Annotated in this window: 4 protein-coding genes; 2 read left to right on the forward strand and 2 right to left on the reverse strand. The window is 60.8% G+C overall.

The annotated features are described in order from the left end of the window. Both JCM19049_RS10680 and JCM19049_RS20235 read left to right on the forward strand, forming a co-directional pair. The coding region (locus tag JCM19049_RS10680) for a glycosyltransferase (protein WP_374700291.1) at positions 1-721 on the forward strand (721 nt) is incomplete at its 5' end. A 507-nt stretch (positions 722-1,228) separates the two neighbouring features. Beyond that, on the forward strand, positions 1,229-1,540 hold the full coding sequence (locus JCM19049_RS20235; RefSeq protein WP_279402970.1) for a hypothetical protein: 312 nt from the start codon (positions 1,229-1,231) through the stop codon (positions 1,538-1,540). Positions 1,541-1,742: 202 nt separating this feature from the next. Here JCM19049_RS20235 and JCM19049_RS10685 read toward each other — a convergent pair whose 3' ends face one another. Together JCM19049_RS10685 and JCM19049_RS10690 are read right to left on the reverse strand one after the other, a co-directional pair. Next, complete coding sequence (locus tag JCM19049_RS10685) at positions 1,743-2,231, reverse strand: redoxin domain-containing protein (protein ID WP_279402971.1); 489 nt, start codon at positions 2,229-2,231, stop codon at positions 1,743-1,745. Beyond that, positions 2,192-2,608, reverse strand: a complete 417-nt coding sequence (locus tag JCM19049_RS10690; protein WP_054821583.1) for a DUF3052 domain-containing protein — start codon at positions 2,606-2,608, stop codon at positions 2,192-2,194. The genes JCM19049_RS10685 and JCM19049_RS10690 overlap by 40 nt, the downstream gene beginning before the upstream one ends. Positions 2,609-2,993 lie beyond the last annotated feature (385 nt).

The raw sequence follows: 2,993 nt of genomic DNA on the forward strand, positions 1-2,993 counted from the left end.
CTTTCCCACCACTGGCGGCCCGCGGCCCGGCGCATCAGGGCCCAGCGCCTTCGCCTGGTGGCGGGGGCGGGTCAACGGGCTGCTGGAGATGAGCGCCGAACGGATGATGGGTCGCTGGAACAATCAGATGCGTGCCCAACTGGGACTGGGTTCAGCCTCACGCGGCGGAAGTGCCGGCCTGCTTTCGGATCAGCTGGTGGTGGCCCAGGGCATCGCGCAACTGGAACCCCCACGGCCGGACCTTCCCGAACACGTGCACCTGATCGGCGATTTGTCTGCCGGCACCCGGGTATCTGCCGACGCCACGACACGGGCGTGGATTGAGAGACTCGGGGACGACGGACCGGTGGTGCACGTGACCGAGGGGACGCTTGGCCGGGATCGCAACTCACTGGTGCAACGCTCGGTGCAGGCCCTGGAGGCAGAAGCGCAAATTGTGATCGGCGGGCGTCATCGTGCCGACGGGCTGCCCGCCTCGGTCATCGACGCAGGATGGGTTCCCCACGATCTGCTGCTGCCCAAGGTGGATGTGATGATTACCAACGGCGGCTATGGCGCAGTCCTGGCGGCTTTGGGACACGGGGTGCCGCTGTTGGTGGTGCCGGTGGCCAGGAGAAACCCTTCATTGCCCGCAGGGTCGCTGCCTCCGGCGCCGGACGAAGTGTGCCGCCGCGTCGGGCCACGCCGGAGCGGATCCGCAGCGAAACACAGGTACTTCTGAATCAGGTACAGTACCGCGATCGCGCCCACGAGCTGGCTGAAGCTTTGGCAGCTGCCGGTGGTTCGACGAGGGCCGCAATTCTGGTCGAGCAGTTGGTGCGGACCGGCGGGCAGCCGGTCATCGGTGGTTCATGAAGCCGCCCCGCCTCTTCGGGCCGCGACGACTGCTGGCCACGCATGACTGCACGAGGAGGATTCCACGGGTGATCGAATGATGCGCTCATCGGTCAACAACCCGGTAAGCGGGAGCGGCCGCCTCCGGGAGGAAGGCATCAAAACCCGGCACGCGAACATGACTTCACTGAATCTATGGCGGAGGCTGATGAAACGCATAAGTTCTCATATGACGAAGGCGCAGTGCAGAAAGAAAACGAGCTTCCTGGAGGCTATTTCTAGGCCGGCAGAGTAAACTCGTGCGTCAAGAAGGGTCTCAGCAGGGAGGTACGCCGTGTCGTCCACTCCAACACCATTTGAAAGCAGCGTCGTTTCCATGTCTTCTCAGCAAGTCGTGGAGAAGGCGCTGGAATTCTTGCCCCCTGCGCTAGTGGCCTCAATGGTCGGCGTCAAAGATCCTGGACAAGTGAGAAAATGGCGGAGCGGCGCACAAGTGCCCACACCTGCCGCCTTAGAAAAACTCCGCTTCATGCTAACTCAGGCCTTGGCGATCGAGGATGCAGAATCAGCTTCTGTCGCCACAGCGTGGTTGACCTCAGCGAACAGCCGTCTCGCTTACCAACTGCCCATCAAGGCAATTGGCGAAGTACGGTACCGCGACGTTGCCAATGCTGGGTCGGCCTACCTACACGGGTATGCCGGATGAATGCGTAAATACGCCAGAACACCGGGCTAACCCTTAGCCGTTTCTCACCATGTTCCGCGTTTCATCTGACGGGCCATACTGCGGCCCGCTCAACCCCCTTGGGAGAGAAGCCGCTACCCTCCTCGACCGTGGAGCTTGGAACCGTCGCGATGTCGGTTCTTCCACCGCTGAGCCGCAACGCCGTAGGTAAACGTGTTAAGCGCTACCGTTCTAGAGCTCGTTCATATGATTGAAAATCTCGCGGATCACTGAGTGGTGATTCAAACCGCGAATGGATTACCCCGTCCTTGACGCTAACCGTGACTCGTCGGGCGACACCGCGCTCGGAATCAAAGGCGTCAAAGAGTTCGGCCACCTGCCCGTGTGGCCAGAAGTCGGCCAGCAACTCAAAGCCAAAACCTTCTTGCTCGGCGTAGGTGCGCAGCGCGAACTTGTGGTCCACGGAGATGGCCACCAGGCGCACATTGGCGTCACGGAACTCAGGCAGATGCTGCTGCAGTTCGGCCAGCTCTCCCCCGCAGACGCGCGAAAATGCCCACGGGTAGAACACGATGATGCTCCGGCCCGTGGACAGATCCTGGCTGGTGACCCGCTCCCCGTACTGATTCTCCAGACTAAAGCTTGGAAGTTTCGTTCCGGGTTGCACGGGCGTTAGTGCTTGCGTCGCTGGACCAGGCGAATGGCGGACCATTCCTTGGACACGCCTTCGGCGTTGGTCATGTGCAGCCCCGCGGTGGGGGCGTCCTGCTGCACCAGGGTCGGTGAGACGTGGCCTTCGCGCCCCTGCTTCGGGGTCAGCAGCCACACCACGCCGTCGTCTTCCAGGCTGGCCAGGGCGTCCATGAGGGCATCGGCCAGGTCGCCGTCGCCATCGCGCCACCAGTAGATGACCGCATCTACGACGTCGTGGTCCTCTTCGGTGAGCAGCTCCGAGCCGATCAGATCCTCAATGGAATCGCGAAGGTCATAATCCACGTCGTCGTCGTAGCCGAGTTCCTGGATCAGATCTTCCTCTTTGAAGCCCATCTTCTTTGCGGGCTCCACACTTGCCGATACGGCGTCGCTCACTTGTTTCCTCCTGCTGGTGCAAAGCGTTACTACCAACGAAACACGCTTTTCCCCGCGCGTTCAAGCGCCAGCGGGCCAACACGCCGGGATTTTTGGTTTCCCGATCCCGTGTTACACGTCTCCAAGTCATGACCATTACGCAAGATGACCTTGTACGCAGTTGCATAGGTCACCGAAAATCAGCGGTTTTTCTTCTCACAGCATGAAAACTTGTCCTCAAAATACCGGAATGCGAACTAGAGTTGATGACGAACGGGCGTAGCACGCCACTCCAGTGCGCCACCGCCCGTAGTCCCAAACTCATCGCGGTGTCTGAAACTCACCACCGGGATGTAGCCGCTTCAATAAAGGAGTAACCGTGGCTGTCGAGGAACACATCTCCCAG

Source organism: Arthrobacter sp. JCM 19049, from assembly GCF_001310435.1.

Coding starts and splice junctions, on each gene's coding strand:
- JCM19049_RS10685 (WP_279402971.1), bottom strand. CDS start 2,231: ATGGTCCGCCATTCGCCTGGTCCAGCGACGCAAGCACTAACGCCCGTG.